The 17,808-nt window shown below is 72.6% G+C and carries 11 protein-coding genes; all 11 read left to right on the top strand.

The window, feature by feature from the left end; all coding sequences use genetic code 11:
* Nucleotides 1-13 precede the first annotated feature (13 nt).
* Complete coding sequence (mrdA, locus tag D1J60_RS12195; protein ID WP_125821112.1) at nucleotides 14-2,176, top strand: penicillin-binding protein 2; 2,163 nt, start codon at nucleotides 14-16, stop codon at nucleotides 2,174-2,176.
* Nucleotides 2,177-2,185: 9 nt separating this feature from the next.
* Complete coding sequence (gene rodA / locus D1J60_RS12190) at nucleotides 2,186-3,385, top strand: rod shape-determining protein RodA (RefSeq protein ID WP_125596870.1); 1,200 nt, start codon at nucleotides 2,186-2,188, stop codon at nucleotides 3,383-3,385.
* A gap of 83 nt (nucleotides 3,386-3,468) precedes the next feature.
* Nucleotides 3,469-4,992: a CYTH and CHAD domain-containing protein gene (locus D1J60_RS12185; RefSeq protein ID WP_125821111.1), complete on the top strand. Its 1,524-nt coding sequence runs from the start codon at nucleotides 3,469-3,471 to the stop codon at nucleotides 4,990-4,992.
* 75 nt (nucleotides 4,993-5,067) lie between these two features.
* Nucleotides 5,068-7,005: a TIGR03960 family B12-binding radical SAM protein gene (locus D1J60_RS12180; RefSeq protein WP_125821110.1), complete on the top strand. Its 1,938-nt coding sequence runs from the start codon at nucleotides 5,068-5,070 to the stop codon at nucleotides 7,003-7,005.
* Nucleotides 7,006-7,385: 380 nt separating this feature from the next.
* Entirely contained in the window at nucleotides 7,386-8,393 is a 1,008-nt protein-coding gene (locus D1J60_RS12175; protein ID WP_125821109.1) for a hypothetical protein, read from the top strand.
* Nucleotides 8,394-8,502: 109 nt separating this feature from the next.
* Complete coding sequence (locus D1J60_RS12170; protein WP_125821108.1) at nucleotides 8,503-9,282, top strand: TIGR03936 family radical SAM-associated protein; 780 nt, start codon at nucleotides 8,503-8,505, stop codon at nucleotides 9,280-9,282.
* 233 nt (nucleotides 9,283-9,515) lie between these two features.
* A complete protein-coding gene (locus D1J60_RS12165; RefSeq protein ID WP_125821107.1) occupies nucleotides 9,516-13,610 on the top strand; it encodes an Rne/Rng family ribonuclease in 4,095 nt (1,364 codons plus the stop codon).
* Nucleotides 13,611-13,890: 280 nt separating this feature from the next.
* Nucleotides 13,891-14,211, top strand: a complete 321-nt coding sequence (rplU, locus tag D1J60_RS12160) for a 50S ribosomal protein L21 (protein WP_007264039.1) — start codon at nucleotides 13,891-13,893, stop codon at nucleotides 14,209-14,211.
* 13 nt (nucleotides 14,212-14,224) lie between these two features.
* On the top strand, nucleotides 14,225-14,479 hold the full coding sequence (gene rpmA, locus D1J60_RS12155) for a 50S ribosomal protein L27 (protein WP_007264038.1): 255 nt from the start codon (nucleotides 14,225-14,227) through the stop codon (nucleotides 14,477-14,479).
* 170 nt (nucleotides 14,480-14,649) lie between these two features.
* Nucleotides 14,650-16,095: a GTPase ObgE gene (obgE, locus tag D1J60_RS12150; protein ID WP_125599655.1), complete on the top strand. Its 1,446-nt coding sequence runs from the start codon at nucleotides 14,650-14,652 to the stop codon at nucleotides 16,093-16,095.
* A 66-nt stretch (nucleotides 16,096-16,161) separates the two neighbouring features.
* The gene (locus D1J60_RS12145) at nucleotides 16,162-17,802 is read left to right on the top strand and encodes a glycosyltransferase family 2 protein (protein WP_125821106.1); all 1,641 of its coding nucleotides are present in this window, start codon (nucleotides 16,162-16,164) and stop codon (nucleotides 17,800-17,802) included.
* Nucleotides 17,803-17,808 lie beyond the last annotated feature (6 nt).

The following is a 17,808-nucleotide window of genomic DNA, read 5'->3' as shown; positions in this document are numbered from 1 at the left end:
GGGAGCACCAGGCATGACCAACATTCCCGAGACCGGCCGCACCCCCCGGGTGCAGATCCGGCTCGTCATCATCCAGATCCTCGTCTTCTCCCTGCTCTTCACCCTCGGCGGCCGCCTCTGGTACCTCCAGATCCGCAACGGCCACGAATACGCCGACGAGGCCCGCAGCAACCACGTCCAGCGCGTGGTGCAGCCCGCCGTGCGCGGCGACATCCTCGACGCCCGCGGCGTCCCCCTCGCCGACAACGAGACCCGCCTCGTCGTCTCCGCCTCCCGCACCGAGCTGATGCGGATAAAGGACCGGGGCAAGGCCGTACTGACCCGCCTCGCCGGAGTCCTCGACATGAAGCCGCAGGACGTCATGGACAAGATCCGGCTCTGCGACTCCCAGACCCCCAAGCCCTGCTGGAACGGCTCCCCCTACCAGCCGATCCCCGTCACCACCGAGGCCACCACCCAGCAGGCCCTCCAGATCCGCGAACGCCCCGAGGACTTCCCCGGCATCACCGCCGAACCCACCGCCGTACGCCGCTACCCGGCCGTCGGCGGCGGCCGCGCCGCCCAGGTCCTCGGCTACCTCTCGCCCGTCACCGACGACGAGATCCAGAAGGCCAAGAACACCGACTCGCCGCACCTGCGCTCCGACCAGGTCGGCCGCTCCGGCATCGAGCGCACGTACGACAAGGAGCTGCGCGGCAAGGCCCAGGTGACCTCGTACGAGGTCGACAACCTCGGCCGCGTCATGGGCGAGACCAAGTCCGACCCCGGCATCGCCGGATCCACCCTCGTCACCAGCATCGACGCCCGCGTCCAGGCCGTCGCCGAGTACGAGCTCGCCGAGGCGATGAAGGTCGTCCGCAACGAGACCGACAACATCACCGGCCGCAAGTACGAAGCCGACTCCGGGGCCGTCGTCGTCATGGAGACCAAGACCGGCCGCGTCGTCGCCATGGCCTCCCAGCCCGACTACGACCCCAACGTCTGGGTCGGCGGGATCTCCGGCCAGGACTACGCCAAGTTCACCAGCAAGGACTCCAACTACCCCCTCCTCAACCGGGCCATCCAGGGCCAGGCCCCCGCCGGCTCCATCTTCAAGGTGGTCTCCGCCAGCGCCGCCGTCCGCGCCGGCTACGGCTTCGACGACAAGTACAACTGCAGCGCCTCCTACAACATGGGCGGCCGCAGCTTCGCCAACTTCGAGTCCAAGGGCCACGGCCCCATCACCCTCGGCGAAGCCCTCAAGTTCTCCTGCAACACCGTCTTCTACGCCCTCGGCCACAAGGAGTGGCAGCGCGACGGCGGCCTCGAGCCCAAGAACCCGCACGACTGGTTCTACCGGACCGCCCGCGAGTTCGGACTCGGCTCCGAGACCCACATCGACCTGCCCAACGAGGTCAGCGGCCGCATCCCCGACCGCCACTGGAAGCAGAGCTTCTGGGAGGCCAACAAGGACTCCTGGTGCAAGCAGGGCAAGAAGGGCGGCACCTACGTCGAGCAGATCGCCTACGAGAGCTGCCTCGAAGGCAACCAGCTCAAGGCCTACGACAGCATCAACTTCGCCATCGGCCAGGGCGACGTCCTCGTCACCCCGATCCAGATGGCCACCGCCTACGCCGCCATCAGCAACGGCGGCACCCTCTACAACCCCACCGTCGGCAAGGCCGTCGTCAGCCCCCAGGGCAAGGTCGAGGAGATCAAGCCCCAGTCCCACGGCAAACTGCCCGTCGACGCCAAGACCATCGGCGACCTCGACAAGGGCCTGCGCATGGTCGTCGAACCCGGCGGCACCGCCGCCTGGCGGTTCATCGGCTGGCCCCTGGACAAGATCCCGCTGCGCGCCAAGACCGGCACCGCCCAGGTCTACGGCAAGCAGACCACCTCGTGGCTCGCGACCTACACCGACGACTTCACCATCGTGATGACGATCTCCCAGGGCGGCACCGGCTCCGGCGCCTCCGGCCCCGCCGTCCGCAACATCTACAACGCGATGTACGGGCTCACCATGGACGGCAAGGAGACCGGCAAGGCCCTCCTGCCCAAGCCGCAGGCACAGCTGCCCACCGTCCACCCCGACGGCACCATCGACTCCCCCGAGATCAAGCCGTACGTGCCCCCGTCCCCGGAGGAGCTGACGCCGCCCGTGCTCGCCGGCCCGCCGCCCCTGCGGCATGACTGAGACGTGATGATGCAGACCGCGAACAACTTCTCCGTGTCCCGGTACGCGCCCCAGAAGGGCACGCTCGCCCGGCTGACGGCCCGCGACTCGGTCCTGCGCCGGCTCGACTGGCCGATACTGCTGTCGGCGCTCGGCCTGTCCCTGACCGGTGCCCTGCTCGTCTGGTCCGCCACCCGCCACCGGGACACCCTCAACCAGGGCGACCCGCAGTACTTCCTCTGGCGCCACCTGCTCAACACCGGCATCGGCCTCGTACTGATGATCGGGACGGTCCTCCTCGGCCACCGCAACCTGCGGGGCGCCGTCCCGGTCCTCTACGGGCTCTCGCTCGTCCTCGTCACCGCCGTCCTCACCCCGCTCGGCGCCACCATCAACGGCGCCCACGCCTGGATCGTCATCGGCGGCGGCTTCTCGCTCCAGCCCTCGGAGTTCGTGAAGGTCACGATCATCCTGGTGATGGCGATGCTGCTGGCGGCCCGGGTCGACGCCGGCGACCTCGAACATCCCGAGCACCGCACCGTCGTCAAGGCCCTCTGCCTGGCCGCCGCCCCCATGGGCATCGTCATGCTGATGCCCGACCTCGGATCCGTCATGGTCATGGTCGTCATCGTGCTCGGCGTGCTGCTCGCCTCCGGCGCCTCCAACCGCTGGGTCCTCGGCCTGATGGGCGCCGGCACGGCCGGGGCCCTCCTCATCTGGCAGCTCGGCGTCCTCGACCAGTACCAGATCAACCGCTTCGCCGCCTTCGCCAACCCCGAGCTCGACCCCTCCGGCGCCGGCTACAACACCAACCAGGCCCGCATCGCCATCGGCGGCGGCGGCCTGACCGGCTCCGGCCTCTTCAAGGGCCCGCAGACCACCGGACAGTTCGTCCCCGAACAGCAGACCGACTTCGTCTTCACCGTCGCCGGCGAGGAACTCGGCTTCGTCGGCGGCATCCTCATCCTCGGCCTCCTCGGCGTCGTCCTGTGGCGCGCCTGCATGATCGCCCGCGCCACCACCGAGCTGTACGGCACCATCGTGGCCGCCGGGATCATCGCCTGGTTCGCCTTCCAGGCCTTCGAGAACATCGGGATGAACCTCGGCATCATGCCCGTCGCCGGCCTGCCCCTGCCCTTCGTCTCCTACGGAGGCTCGTCGATGTTCGCCGTCTGGGTGGCCATCGGCCTACTCCAGTCGATCAAGGTGCAACGGCCCCTCTCGGCCTGACGCGCACCCCAAGCGGTGGGAGGCCTTCCGCCGGACGCCGAGGCGGCCTCCCACTGCGCACCGATCCGGACTAGATTCGGTCCATGGCGGACACGAAGCGCGAAATCGAGCGGAAATTCGAGTTCACGACGCCCGGGGCGGAGCAGCGCGGAGTCCCCGACCTCACCGGCACGGCCGGCATCGCCGCCGTCGTCGACCAGGGCGTCACCGACCTCGACGCCGTCTACTACGACACCCCCGACCAGCGGCTCGCCGCCGACGGCCTCACCCTGCGCCGCCGCACCGGCGGCCACGACTCCGGCTGGCACCTCAAACTCCCCGTCGCCCCCGGCGTACGCGACGAGGTCACCGCCCCCCTCGGCGACACCGTCCCCGGCCCCCTCGCCGACCTCGTCCGCTCCCGCGTCCGGGACGCCCCCCTCGAACCCATGGTCCGGCTCCTCTCCTCCCGCCGGACCAGCCACCTCCTCGACGCCGACGGCGCCCTCCTCGCCGAACTCACCACCGACCAGGTCACCGCCGAGCACCGGGACACCACCGCCACCTGGACCGAGGTCGAGGTGGAACTCGCCGACGGCACCGACCCCGCCCTCCTCGACGCCGTCGAGAAGGCCTTCGGGAACGCCGGGCTCAAGGTCTCCGCCGCCCCCTCCAAACTCGCCCGCGCCCTCGCCGAGACCGGCGACGAGCCCCCCGCCCGCCCCCGCCCCGACCCGGCCGACGAGGGAACCGCCGGCGCGCACGTCCTGGCGTACCTGCGCGAACAGGTCACCGCCCTGATCACCCACGACCCCGGCGTCCGCCGCGACCAGCCCGACGCCGTCCACCAGATGCGCGTCGCCTCCCGCCGCCTGCGCAGCGCCCTCAAGACCTACCGCAAGGTCCTCGACCGCGAGGTCACCGACCCCATCGGGGAAGAACTGCGCCGCCTCGGCACGGAACTCGGCGCCGACCGCGACCGCGAGGTCCTCCACGAACACTTCCGGACCGCCCTCGCCGACCTCCCCCGCCCCCTCCAGGCCGGACCCGTCCGGGGGCGCCTGCGCACCTGGAACACCACCCGCCGCGCCGCCTCGCGCCGCCGCGCCCTCACGGTCCTCGACAGCCCCCGCCACCTCACCCTCCTCGACACCCTCGAAGCCCTCCTCACCGACCCGCCCCTGCTGCCCGGCGCCGCCAAGCCCGCCGCCAAGGCCCTGCCCAAGGCCGTGCTCCGCGACTACGCCCGACTCGCCTCCCGCGTCGAGCACGCGCTCTCCCTGGACCCCGGCCAGGAAGCCGACCGCGCCCTCCACCAGGCCCGCAAGGCCGCCAAACGCGCCCGCTACGCCGCCGAAGCCGCCGAGCCCGCCCTGGGGAAACCCGCCCGGAAGTTCGCCAAGGCCATGAAGGGCGTCCAGAGCCTGCTCGGCGAGCACCAGGACAGCGTCGTCGCCCGCGCCGCCCTGCGCGAACTGGCCCACCAGGCCCACGGCGCCGGCGAACCCTCCTTCACCTGGGGCCTGCTCCACGGCCGCGAGGAAGCCCGCGCGGAACGCGTCGAACGCGCCCTCCCCGCCGCCTGGGCCGAGGCGGCCGCCCCCGGGCTGCGGGCCGCCCTCAAGTGATCACGTGGGCGGGGGTATCCGGCCCTCAAGGTACGCTTGAGAGTCGCCCCCTGCCCGCTTCACGAAAGTCGCGTGATGTCCGAGTCGGTCTTCCCACAGCTCGAAGCTCTGCTCCCGCATGTGCAGAAGCCCATCCAGTACGTCGGTGGTGAGCTCAATTCCACCGTGAAGCCGTGGGAGTCCTGTGACGTCCGCTGGGCGCTCATGTACCCGGACGCCTACGAGGTGGGCCTGCCCAACCAGGGCGTCATGATCCTCTACGAGGTGCTGAACGAGCGCGAGGGCGTCCTCGCCGAGCGCACGTACTCGGTGTGGCCGGACCTGGAAGCCCTGATGCGCGAGCACCAGGTGCCCCAGTTCACCGTCGACAGCCACCGCCCCGTCTCCGCCTTCGACGTGTTCGGCCTGTCCTTCTCCACGGAGCTGGGCTACACCAACATGCTCACGGCCCTGGACCTCGCGGGCATCCCGCTGGAGGCCAAGGACCGTACGGTCGACCACCCCATCGTGCTCGCGGGCGGCCACGCGGCCTTCAACCCCGAGCCGATCGCGGCCTTCATCGACGCGGCCATCATCGGCGACGGCGAGCAGGCCGTCCTCGACATGACCGAGATCATCCGCACCTGGAAGGCCGAGGGCCGCCCCGGCGGCCGCGAGGAGGTGCTGCTGCGCCTCGCGAAGACCGGCAGCGTCTACATCCCGGGCTTCTACGACGTCGAGTACCTGGAGGACGGCCGCATCGGCCGTGTCGTCCCGAACCGCTCCGGCGTTCCGTGGCGCGTCTCCAAGCACACCGTCATGGACCTCGACGAGTGGCCCTACCCCAAGCAGCCCCTGGTCCCGCTCGCCGAGACCGTCCACGAGCGCATGTCCGTGGAGATCTTCCGCGGCTGCACCCGCGGATGCCGCTTCTGCCAGGCCGGCATGATCACGCGCCCCGTGCGGGAGCGAAGCATCACCGGCATCGGCGAAATGGTCGAGAAGGGCCTCAAGGCGACCGGCTTCGAGGAGGTCGGCCTGCTCTCCCTGTCCTCCGCGGACCACACGGAGATCGCCGACATCGCCAAGGGTCTCGCGGACCGCTACTCGGACGACAAGGTGGGCCTGTCCCTCCCGTCGACCCGCGTGGACGCGTTCAACGTGGACCTGGCGAACGAGCTGACCCGCAACGGCCGCCGCTCCGGTCTGACCTTCGCCCCCGAGGGCGGCTCCGAGCGCATGCGCAAGGTCATCAACAAGATGGTCTCGGAAGAGGACCTGATCCGTACCGTCGCCACCGCGTACGGCAACGGCTGGCGCCAGGTGAAGCTGTACTTCATGTGCGGCCTGCCGACCGAGACCGACGAGGACGTACTCCAGATCGGTGACATGGCGGTCAACGTCATCGCCAAGGGCCGCGAGGTCTCCGGCCAGAACGACATCCGCTGCACGGTGTCGATCGGCGGCTTCGTCCCCAAGCCCCACACCCCCTTCCAGTGGGCCCCGCAGCTCTCGGCGGAGGAGACGGACGCCCGTCTCGGCAAGCTCCGCGACAAGATCCGCGGCGACAAGAAGTACGGCCGCTCCATCGGCTTCCGCTACCACGACGGCAAGCCGGGCATCGTCGAGGGCCTCCTCTCGCGCGGCGACCGCCGCATCGGCGACGTCATCCGCGCGGTCTACGAGGACGGCGGCCGCTTCGACGGCTGGCGCGAGCACTTCTCGTACGACCGCTGGATGCGGGCGGCGGAGAAGACCCTGCCGGCGTACGGCGTGGACGTGGCCTGGTACACGACCCGCGAGCGCACGTACGAGGAGGTCCTGCCCTGGGACCACCTGGACTCGGGCCTGGACAAGGACTGGCTCTGGGAGGACTGGCAGGACGCCCTCGACGAGACCGAGGTCGAGGACTGCCGCTGGACCCCGTGCTTCGACTGTGGGGTGTGCCCTGCGCTCCAGACCGAAATTCAGATCGGACCGACGGGCAAGAAGCTGCTCCCACTGAGCGTGGTGGGCGACAACCCCAAGTCGTGACGTTGAGTGAATGCCCCTGGCACAAGGCAGGGGCATTCACGTTTCCCGGGCCCGGACGCGAACCCGTCCCTGGTGATCACGAGGAGTCGGCGCGCGTCCTCAGGTATGACGAGCTCCATATGGACCTGCGGGGCGCGGACCTTCCGGACCCTGGTCCTCGTGACCTTGCAGGTGATGCCCGCGCGGACCAGGTCCTTGGCCACCGCTCTTCGACGGGCGCCTGGTGGCCCCGGCTGGCGTAAGGGGGAAGTGGTGGTATCCGTGAGCACCGAATGTCGAATTCTCGGTAGGGGAGTCGGCTGACGGCCGAGCCCGGGGCGATCGACGGATGGGCGGGACCGCGGCGCAACGGAAGCGCGGGATCTGGTGTCCTTAGCGGCATGCAGATGGAGAAGGCGCAGGCCGCGCCTGGTGGGGGCGGGTGTCTGGCCGGGGTGGTCCGGGTGCCCGTGAAGGTCGTCGCCGTGCTCGTGGTGCTGCCGGTGCGGGCCCTGTGGGACCTGCTCGTGGTGGCGGCGCGGGGTGCGCGCAGGCATGTGCTGGCGCCGCTCGGGGACGCTGCCGGGTGGGTCCTGGTGCGGGTGTGGCGGTACCTGCTGCGGCCGCTGCTGCTCGTCCTCTTCTACTGGCCGTGGGTGGGGCTGTGGCGTTACGTCGCCGTGCCCGTCGGCGAGGTGGCCTACCGGTACCTGCTGCGGCCGCTCGGGCTCGGGACCGCCTGGCTGTGCGTGGCCCTCGGGCGGTACGTGCTGGTGCCGGCCGGGACCGGGATTGCCTGGGTGCTGCGGCACGTGGTGGTGCTGCCGACGGGATGGCTGTACCGGGAGGTGCTGACGCCCGTCGGGCACGGACTGCGGTGGCTGGTGCGCGGGCTCGGCATGCTGGTGTTCGTCTGGCCATGGGTGGGTGCGTGGCGGTACGCGGTCGTGCCGGCCGGGCACGGGATGGCCTGGGTGGGGCGCAACGTGCTCGTACCGGCCGGGCACGGAGCGGCCTGGGTGGGGCGGTACCTGCTCCTGCCGCCGCTCACCCTGCTGTACCGGTACGTCCTCCTGCCGCTCGGGGAGCTCCTCGTCGGCGCCTGGCACCTCGCCGGCCGGATCCTGCGCGCCCTCGGCCGCGGCCTGCGCCGGCTGTGGCGCGGCTGGGTCGCCCGGCCCGCCGCGTGGGTGTACCGGCAGGTGGCCACACCCGTCGGGCACGCCGTGCGCGAGGTGTGGCGCACCGCCCGCGCCGCGGTGCGCGAGGCGCGGGCCGATGTGCGCCGCCTGCTGTTCGGGGGGCCGCCGGGGGAACCGACGAGGTCACGGGCGCGTACTCTGGGTAGTACGACAGCCGCCGACGCGGCACCCGCTCCCGAGATCTCCCCGCGCAAACGGCGGGGGTGAGCCGGACGGGTCGACAGACCTCAGGGCGACGCGCGAGCCGCGACGCCCCGCACAAGGAGAAGAACCCCTGGGCAAGCGACAGCCCGAAGGCCCGCCTCCCGCACCGGTGGTGCAGCGCATCCGACTGCGCTACACCAAGCGTGGCCGCCTCCGGTTCACCAGCCACCGAGACTTCCAGCGCGCCTTCGAACGCGCCCTGCGCCGCGCCGAGGTGCCCATGGCGTACTCGGCGGGCTTCACCCCGCACCCCCGCGTCTCGTACGCGAACGCCGCTCCCACCGGGACCGGCAGTGAGGCCGAGTACCTGGAGATCGGCCTCGCCCAGCACCGCGACCCCGAGAAGCTCCGCGAGCTGCTCGACGAGTCGATGCCGGTCGGCCTGGACATCGTCGACGCCGTCGAGGCCCGGACCTCCGGGCTCGCGGACCGGCTGACGGCCTCCGTCTGGGAGCTGCGCCTGGAGGGCGTCGAGCCCGCCGACGCCGCGCGGGCGGTGGAGGTCTTCCTCGCCGCCGAGACGGTGGAGGTGCAGCGCCGGACCAAGAACGGCATGCGGACCTTCGACACCCGCGGCGCCGTCGTCAGCCTCGAAGCCCTTCCTGCCCAGGTTGATAGGCCGCTGGACAATGCCTGTGCGATACTGCGGCTGGTTGTTCGGCATTTGACACCTGCCGTGCGACCCGACGACGTCCTGTCCGGTCTCCAAGCTGTGGCCGACCTGGCGCCGCCGGTCCCCGCAGCGGTGACCAGGCTGGCGCAGGGGCTCTTCGACGAGGAGTCCGGCACGGTGACCGACCCGCTCGCGCCCGACCGCGAGGCTGTCACGGCCGCCCCACCCACGGCCGCCGTGAACGCCGACGCGAAGGCGCCGGAAGGTCCCGCCGCGTAAGGACCGTCGTCGTCGCGCCGCCCTGGAACTCGGGAGCCACCTGGGTCGGGCAGCGCACTGACCTGAAGACTTCCGCCAGGCCGTACGGACAACACGTACGGAACCGGCGGCCATGGACTACAGCTCCCGTGTGGCGAACGCGCCCCGGAGGCCGGTTCCGCGCCCCATCGCGCGGAGCCGTGCCGGACCGGACGTCAGCCGCGGCGCCCGGGAGCGTGACGGGAGAACCCCGCATGCTCAACAACGAAAACGACAACACCCCCGCCGCCGACAGTGGCAGCCCCAGCGACAACCTGCCCCCGCGCAGGCGTCGCCGAGCGGCTTCCCGGCCGGCCGGGCCGCCCGGCGGCGCCGTCGCCGAGGCGCCCGTGGAGGCCGCGCCCGCCGCCGCTGCGGCGCCGGCCGTGGAGGAGGCTCCGGCCGCACCCGCTCCGCGTACGCGTCGTCGTGCGACCCGTGCCGTCGCCGCTCCGGCCGCCGAGGCCGCCGAGGTCGTGGTGGAGGCCGCGCCGGCCGCCGCTGCGGCGCCGGTGGAGGAGGAGGCTCCGGCCGCTCCCGCCCCGCGTGCCCGCCGCCGTGCGACCCGTGCCGCCACCGCTCCGGCGCCCGAGGCCGCCGAAGCCGCTGCGGAGGCCGCGCCGGCCGCCGCTCCCGCGCCGGTGCAGGAGGAGGCTCCGGCCGCTCCCGCCCCGCGTGCCCGCCGCCGTGCCACCCGTGCCGCCACCGCTCCGGCCGCCGAGGCCGCCGAGGCCGCCGAGGTCGTGGTGGAGGCCGCGCCCGCCGCCGCTGCCGCGCCGGCCGTGGAGGAGGCTCCGGCCGCCCCCGCCCCGCGTGCCCGCCGTCGTGCGACCCGTGCCGTCGCCGCTCCGGCCGCCGAGGCCGCCGAGGTCGTCGTGGAGGCCGCGCCGGCTCCCGCGCCGGTGGAGGAGGAGGCTCCGGCCGCTCCCGCCCCGCGTGCCCGCCGCCGTGCCACCCGTGCCGTCGCCGCTCCGGCCCCCGTGGCCGAGGACGCCCCCGCCGTGGAGGACGAGGAGGAGGCCGAGGAAGAGGTACGGGCCGTCGCGGAGGAGGCCCCGAAGGCCGCCACCCGCGCCGTCACCGTCGCCGACGCCGTGGACGCCCCCAAGCGCGGCCGCCGCCGCGCCACCCGCGCCTCGGCCCCGGCCGCCCCCGCCGCCGCCCAGCCCGCTCCGGCCGCCGCCGCGCCGGAGGCCGCCCCGAACCGCGCCGCCCGCCGTGCCGCGCGTCCGGCCGTGGCCGTCTTCCAGGCTCCGGTCTTCGCCGAGCCGATGTTCCAGACCCCGGAGACCGCGGCCATGGCCGCCGCGGCCGCTGCCGCCGCCGCTTCGGCGGAGGAGGCCGAGGAGGAGGAAGAGGCCGAGGCCGAGGCCGCCGCCGAGGTCCAGGCCCCCGCCGCGCAGCCCGCCGGCCGCCGTCGCCGCCGTCGCGGCGCCGTCGCCGAGCCCGTGCCCGCGGCCGAGCCGGAGCTCGTCGAGGAGGAGCCGGAGGCCGAGGCCGACGGCTTCGACGAGGACGAGTCGGACGAGTCGGGTGAGCGCCCGTCGCGCCGCCGCCGTCGTGGTGGCCGTCGCCGCCGTCGCGGGGAGGCCGCCGACCTGGACGAGTCCGGGTACGAGGAGACCGAGGGCGAGGCCGCCGCGCAGGAGGCCGAGCCGCAGGAAGCCGACCAGGACGAAGAGGACGAGGAGGGCGACGACGCCCTCGCCTCCACCTCCAGCCGTCGCCGCCGCCGTCGTCGCCGCCGCAGCGGTGACGGTGCCGTCGAGGTCGAGGCGGGCGAGGAGGACGGTGTCCGCACCGTGCTCAAGGTCCGCGAGCCGCGCCCGGCACGCGAGAAGGCCGAGCCGTCCGACGAGGTGCAGTCCATCAAGGGCTCGACCCGTCTGGAGGCGAAGAAGCAGCGCCGCCGCGAGGGCCGCGAGCAGGGCCGCCGCCGCGTGCCGATCATCACCGAGGCCGAGTTCCTGGCGCGCCGCGAGGCCGTCGAGCGCGTGATGGTCGTCCGCCAGTCCGGTGAGCGCACCCAGATCGGCGTCCTCGAGGACAACGTGCTCGTCGAGCACTACGTCAACAAGGAAGAGGCCACCTCGTACGTCGGCAACGTCTACCTGGGCAAGGTCCAGAACGTGCTGCCGTCGATGGAGGCCGCCTTCATCGACATCGGCAAGGGCCGCAACGCCGTCCTGTACGCCGGTGAGGTCAACTTCGAGGCGCTCGGCATGGCCAACGGGCCGCGCCGCATCGAGTCCGCCCTGAAGTCCGGCCAGTCGGTCCTGGTGCAGGTCACCAAGGACCCGATCGGCCACAAGGGCGCCCGTCTGACCAGCCAGGTCTCGCTGCCCGGCCGCTACCTGGTGTACGTGCCCGAGGGCTCGATGACCGGTATCAGCCGCAAGCTGCCCGACACCGAGCGCGCGCGTCTGAAGACCATCCTCAAGAAGATCGTCCCCGAGGACGCGGGCGTCATCGTGCGCACCGCCGCCGAGGGTGCGAGCGAGGACGAGCTGCGCCGCGACGTCGAGCGTCTGCAGGCGCAGTGGGAGGACATCCAGAAGAAGTCGAAGCAGATCACGACCTCGTCGCCGAGCCTGCTGTACGGCGAGCCGGACATGACGGTCCGCGTCGTGCGCGACATCTTCAACGAGGACTTCTCCAAGGTCATCATCAGTGGTGACAGTGCCTGGGAGACCATCCACGGCTACGTGAACCACGTGGCGCCGGACCTGGCCGACCGGCTGTCCCGCTGGACCTCCGAGGTCGACGTCTTCGCGACGTACCGGATCGACGAGCAGCTCGCCAAGGCGCTCGACCGCAAGGTGTGGCTGCCCTCGGGCGGCTCCCTCGTGATCGACAAGACCGAGGCGATGATCGTCATCGACGTCAACACCGGCAAGTTCACCGGTCAGGGCGGCAACCTCGAGGAGACCGTCACCAGGAACAACCTGGAGGCGGCCGAGGAGATCGTGCGCCAGCTGCGGCTGCGCGACCTGGGCGGCATCGTCGTCATCGACTTCATCGACATGGTCCTGGAGTCCAACCGCGACCTGGTGCTGCGGCGCATGCTGGAGTGCCTGGGCCGTGACCGCACCAAGCACCAGGTGGCCGAGGTCACCTCGCTTGGCCTGGTGCAGATGACCCGCAAGCGGGTGGGCCAGGGTCTGCTGGAGTCCTTCTCCGAGACCTGCGTCCACTGCAACGGCCGGGGTGTGATCGTGCACATGGAGACCCCGACCGCGGTCGGCGGCGGTGGCAACGGCAAGCGCGCCAAGCGCCGCGGTGGCCGCGCCGTGGAGCACGAGCACGAGCACGGGCACGAGGCGGAGACGGTCGAGACCGCCGAGGCCGAGGTGCTGGAAGCCGAGACCGAGGCCGAGGTGGCCGCGGAGATCGCCGCTCCGCGCGCCCTTCCGGAGCCGGCGTTCGTGCCGGACGAGGAGCTGTACAGCAGCCCGGCCGAGGCCGAGGCCGCCGCGGGCATCAGCGGGCGCCGCAACCGTCGCCGTGCGACCCGCAAGGCGACCGCTCCGGCGGGTGCCCCGCGCGGTGCCGAGCGGTACGCCGCCCCGGCGCCGGCCGCTCCCGCGCCGGTGGCCCCGGTGGTGGAGGCGGAGCCGGTCACCGAGCCCGCGGACACGGTGCTGGAGCCGGCCGCCGAGGTCGTCGCCGAGGCCGTGGCGGCCTCCGAGACGGTCGAGGCGGTCCCCGCCGCGCCGGTGGAGGAGGCCGCGCCGAAGGGCCGTACCCGTCGCCGGGCGACGCGCAAGGCGACCGCCCCGGAGCCGGAGCCCGTCGTGGCCGAGGAGCCGGTGGCCGTGGCCGAGCCGGAGCCGGTCGTTGAGGCCGTCGCCGAGCCGGTGGCGGTGCCCGTGGTCGAGGAGCCCGTCGTCGAGCCCGAGGCGCAGCCCGAGCCCGTCGTCGAGACCCCGGCCGAGCCCGTCGTGGAGGCCGCCCCGGCCCGTCCGCGCCGTCGCGCCGTCCGCAAGGCCACCGCGCCCGCGGGTGCGGCCGAGGCCGCCGTCGTGGTCGTCGAGACCCCGGCCGCCGAGCCGGTCGCGGAGGCCGTCCCGGCCGAGGCCCCGGCAGCCGAGGCCGAGGCGCCGGCTCCCGCGAAGAAGGCCGCCCGCAAGGCTCCGGCCAAGAAGGCGGCCACCACGGCGAAGAAGGCTCCGGCCAAGAAGGCCGCGGCCGCCAAGAAGACCGTCGCGAAGAAGGCGACGGCCAAGAAGACCACGGCGAAGCGGGCCACGAAGAAGACCGCGGCGGCGGAGCAGAACGCTCCGTCCGTCACGGCTCCGACCGAGGCCTGATCCGTTCCGTGACCGTGGACCCCGCCTCCGGGCGGGGTCCACGGTGCTGCGGGGCCCGGTTTGACCCTCCGGAACCAGCCCCGTAACCTAGACCGTCGGCGTGTCTTGGACGATTTTCCGTTCAGCGTGCGTCGCGCTCCTGAGCACCTTCCTCCCGGACGACCGCGCAAGCGGCCGGGTCACGGGAGAGGCCGCTCGTCCAATCCGGATCACCGTGGGCCCCGGCCCGTGTGAGCGGCTGGCTTCAGGAGCATCCGTCCCGAGTGAGAGAGAGATCCGCGTGTACGCCATCGTGCGCAGCGGTGGTCGCCAGCACAAGGTTGCTGTCGGCGACATCGTTGAGGTTGACAAGATTTCCACTGCCAAGGCTGGCGACACGGTCGAGCTCTCGACCCTGCTCGTTGTCGACGGCGACGCCGTGACCAGCGACCCGTGGGTGCTGGCCGGGATCAAGGTCACGGCCGAGGTCGTGGACCACACCAAGGGCGCCAAGATCGACATCCTGCGCTACAAGAACAAGACCGGCTACCGCCGTCGCCAGGGTCACCGTCAGCAGTACACGGCGATCAAGGTCACCGGTATCCCCACGGCTGCGAAGTAAGAGGGACTGAGACATGGCACACAAGAAGGGCGCATCGTCCACCCGGAACGGGCGCGATTCCAATGCTCAGCGGCTCGGCGTGAAGCGCTTCGGCGGTCAGGTCGTCTCCGCCGGCGAGATCCTCGTCCGCCAGCGCGGCACCCACTTCCACCCGGGTGCGGGCGTCGGTCGCGGTGGCGACGACACGCTGTTCGCGCTGCTGCCGGGTGCGGTGCAGTTCGGTACGCACCGTGGCCGCAAGGTCGTCAACATCGTTCCGGCCGCCTGATCCAGCTCCTGCTGAATCACACGCGTTCGTAACACCCCGAGGGCGGATCTCAGCTCTTTCCGGCAGGCGCCGGGAAGAGAGGTCCGCCCTCGGCGCGTTGTCACATAGACACGTTTAATGGGCAGCAAGGCCTGCCCGGGACATTCCCGTATGTATCTGGAGGAACACCCATGACCACCTTCGTGGACCGCGTCGAGCTGCACGTCGCCGCGGGTAACGGGGGCCACGGCTGCGCCTCCGTACACCGGGAGAAGTTCAAGCCGCTCGGCGGCCCCGACGGCGGCAACGGCGGCCGTGGCGGTGACGTGATCCTCGTGGTGGAGCAGGCGATCACCACCCTGCTGGACTACCACCACAGCCCGCACCGCAAGGCCACCAACGGCAAGCCCGGCGAGGGCGGCAACCGCTCCGGCAAGGACGGCCAGGACCTCGTCCTGCCCGTGCCGGACGGCACCGTCGTCCTCGACAAGCAGGGCAACGTCCTCGCTGACCTCGTCGGCCAGGGCACCACGTACGTCGCCGCCGAGGGCGGCCGCGGCGGCCTCGGCAACGCCGCGCTCTCCTCCGCCCGCCGCAAGGCGCCCGGCTTCGCCCTCCTCGGCGTCCCCGGTGACAGCGGCGACATCGTCCTGGAGCTGAAGACCGTCGCCGACGTGGCGCTGGTCGGCTTCCCCAGCGCCGGCAAGTCCTCGCTGATCTCGGTGCTCTCCGCCGCCAAGCCGAAGATCGCGGACTACCCCTTCACCACCCTCGTCCCGAACCTGGGCGTGGTCACCGCCGGCTCGACCGTCTACACCATCGCCGACGTCCCGGGCCTGATCCCCGGTGCCAGCCAGGGCAAGGGCCTCGGCCTGGAGTTCCTGCGCCACGTCGAGCGCTGCTCCGTCCTCGTGCACGTGCTGGACACGGCCACCCTGGAGACCGACCGCGACCCCGTGGCCGACCTCGACGTCATCGAGGAAGAGCTCAAGATCTACGGCGGCGGTCTGGAGAAGCGTCCCCGCCTCGTCGTCCTGAACAAGGTCGACATCCCCGACGGCCAGGAGCTCGCGGACATGGTCCGCCCGGACCTGGAGGCCCGCGGCTACAAGGTGTTCGAGGTCTCCGCCGTCGCCCGTACGGGTCTGAAGGAGCTCTCCTACTTCCTCGCCGAGGTCGTCGCCAAGGCGCGCGCCCGCAAGCCCAAGCAGGAGGCGACCCGCATCGTCATCCGCCCGAAGGCCGTGGACGACGCCGGGTTCACCGTCACCTACGACGAGGTCGAGGACGTGTACCGGGTGCGCGGCGAGAAGCCGGAGCGCTGGGTCCGCCAGACCGACTTCAACAACGACGAGGCCGTCGGCTACCTCGCCGACCGGCTCAACCGCCTCGGTGTCGAGGACGCGCTGAAGAAGGCCGGTGCCAAGGCGGGCGACGGCGTCGCGATCGGTTCCGAGGAGAACGCGGTCGTCTTCGACTGGGAGCCGACCGTGATGGCCGGCGCCGAGATGCTGGGCCGCCGCGGTGAGGACCACCGCCTGGAGGCTCCGCGTCCGGCGACCCAGCGCCGCAACGAGAAGGAAGCCCGCCGGGGCGACTCGGCCCAGAAGGAGTACGACGAGTTCCGTCCCTTCTGACCGGGCGGGGGCGGCGGAGGGCCGGCTTTGAAGTCGGCTTTACGCCGTTCGCCTAGGATCCTGCGGGTGAGCAGCAGCAGCCATTCCAGCAGTGACACCGCCGCGGGCCCCTCGGTCTCGGTGGTGGTGATCGCGTACAACGACGCCGGGCTCGTGGGCGAGGCCGTCTCCTCGGCCCTCGCCCAGGGCCCGGTGGTCGCCGAGGTCATCGCGGTGAACGACGCCTCCTCGGACGGGACCGCCGGCGTGCTGGACGAGCTGGCGGCGGCCCACCCGCGCCTCAAGGTCCTGCACCGCACGGAGAACAGCGGCGGCTGCGGCACCCCCCGCAACGACGGGATCGCCGCCGCGACCTCCCCGTACATCCTCTTCCTGGACAGCGACGACGTCCTGCCGCCGGGTGCCGCCGAGGCGCTGCTGCGGGCCGCCGAGGAGCACCGGGCGCCCGTCACCGTCGGCGCGTGCGTGCGCCGGGAGCTGCCCGAGGGCCGCGAGGTGCCCTGGATGCCGGGTCTGTACGCGCCGGGCGACGTCATCGAGCGGCCCGCGGACCGGCCCGAGCTGGTCCGCGACACCCTCTGCGTGAACAAGCTGTACGACCGCGCCTTCCTCGACGAGCACGGGATCCGCTTCCCCGACGGCCGGTTCGTGTACGAGGACTTCGTCTTCACCTCCCGCGTCCTGGCCGCCGGGCCCCGGATCGCGGTCGTCGGCGACCTCGTCTACGTGTGGCACGTGCGCCGCAGCGCCGCCCAGGTGTCGATCTCCCTGGCCCGTGAGGACGTCGGCAACTGGCGTTCGCGCGTCGAGGCCCACCGCACGGCCTCCCGCACCCTCGCCGCGGCCTCCCCGGTGCTGGGCCGCGCCTGCCAGGTGAAGTTCCTCGACTACGACCTGCGGATGTACCTGCGCGAGCTGGGCAAGGACCCGGAGTACCGGGCCGACTGGTGGGCGCTGACCCGCGAGTACCTGGCCGGCTTCGACCCCGCCGACGTCGCCGCCGCGCCCGCCCGTGCCCGCTGGGCGGCCCGGGTGCTGGCGGCCGCGGAGACCCCGCCCGGGGACATGGAGCGGCTGATGCGGTTCGCCGCCGAGCCGGCGCGGCTGCTGCCGCCGTACGCGCGTGACGCGGCCGGGGAGCCGGTGTGGAGCGCGGAGCTGCCCGTGCCGCTGGACGGGCTCGACGCCCTGCCGGTGGCGGAGCTGCCCGTCACCGTCGACGCCGAGCCCGCGGGGGCGGGGGCCCTCCGGCTGCGGGTGCGCGACCTGTACGGGCGGCTCGCCGGGGCCGGTCCGCAGACCGTCCAGCTGAGCTTCCCGCCCCGGGCGGGAGGCGACCCCGTCCTGCTGCGGCCGGTGGAGCTGCGGGCCGCCGGCGACGGGGACGGGTGGAGTGCCGAGGTGCCCTTCCGGCCGGCCGCGCTGGCCGCCGAGGGGCGCCGCCGGGGGCTGCGCGGGATGCAGGCGTGGGACGTCCGGGTGGGCGTGCGCTGCGCCGACGGGAGCTCCCTGCACACCTCCCTGCGCCCCCTGGGCGGTCTGCTCCGCCGCAGGGCCCTGCCCAGCAGCCGGTACGGTGTTCTGCTGGCGCAGCCCTACCGCACGGCCGCCGGTGCGCTGGCCGTGCGCCTCGCGCCCGGTGCCGGGGGCGCGCTGACCTTCGTACGCAACCGCCTCGACCGCGCCCGCACGCGCAGGTCACGCTAGAGCTCG

This window comes from Streptomyces sp. W1SF4 (assembly GCF_003950035.1).
Taxonomy (GTDB): Bacteria; Actinomycetota; Actinomycetes; order Streptomycetales; family Streptomycetaceae; genus Streptomyces; species Streptomyces racemochromogenes.
The sequence above is the reverse complement of the archived record's forward strand: the minus strand, read 5'-3'. Positions and strand labels throughout refer to the sequence as shown.